At 51.7% G+C, this 1,048-nt stretch carries 1 protein-coding gene; it reads left to right on the forward strand.

All coding sequences use genetic code 11. From position 1 onward, the window contains the following. Positions 1-1,022 (forward strand): IS256 family transposase (locus BUB59_RS14930; protein WP_073231445.1); only part of this gene is annotated, 1,022 nt, incomplete at its 5' end. Between the last annotated feature and the right edge of the window lie 26 nt (positions 1,023-1,048).

Genomic DNA, 1,048 nt, shown 5'->3' on the forward strand with positions numbered 1-1,048 from the left:
TGGATTACGCGAACGGTTTCAAACCCAAGACTCTTAATATGCGGTCCGGGCAGGTCACATTTGCCATCCCGCAGACTCGGAACAGCGGCTTCTACCCACAGGCCTTGCAGAAGGGCTTACGCTCGGAAAGGGCTTTGACAATCGCCATGGCCGAGATGTATGTGCAGGGAGTTTCCACTCGCAAGGTAAAGAACATCCTTGAGAAGATGTGCGGTCTGGAGGTCAGTTCCACGCAGGTTTCCGATGCGGCGAAGACGCTTGATGAGGAAATCAGACTGTTCAAGGAAAGGCCCCTTGGATGCTATTCTGTGCTCTACGTGGATGCGGAATATCAACGCGTCCGCATGAACGGTTCCGTCGTAGATGCTGCCGTATTGCAGGCCATAGGAATCAACGCAGCCGGCAAGCGTGAGGTAATCGGGATGTCGGTTTCCACAAGCGAGGCCGAGGTTCACTGGAGGACGTTTTTCACGAGTCTTGTGAACCGTGGGCTGCATGGAGTCAAGCTGATCGTGAGCGACGACCATCCGGGCATGAAGGCGGCGAGAGTGGGCGTATTCCCTGCAATTCCGTGGCAGCGATGTTATTTCCATCTTTGCCAAAACGCGCAGTCTTACGCAAGGAAACAAGAAGAACGAAAGGAAATCTCCAGGACCATGCGCAACATCTTTTCTCATTGCTGCAAGGACGACGCGTTGATGGCGTTGCGAGGTGCGGTCCAATATTGGAACGACACGAAGAAACATTCCAAGTTCGCCGAATGGCTGGAAAATAATGCGGAGGAATCCATGACCTACTTCGACTTCAATGAGGGCTGGTGGCGCAGAGTCAGGACTTCAAATTGCATTGAAAGGCTGAACAAGGAAATCAAGAAGCGGACGAAGGTCGTTGGCGTATTCCCGAATCCGGAATCCTGCGAACGGCTCATAGGGTCGCTACTAATGGAACAACACGATGAATGGATGGAAGATAAAGCTTACTTAACCGAGAAGGAGATGGGAAAATCCGCTTTTTGCGCATGAATTTACAGAAAAGGACTTGCCTAATC

Origin of the sequence: Fibrobacter sp. UWEL, assembly GCF_900142535.1 — a bacterium.
Taxonomy (GTDB): domain Bacteria; phylum Fibrobacterota; class Fibrobacteria; order Fibrobacterales; family Fibrobacteraceae; genus Fibrobacter.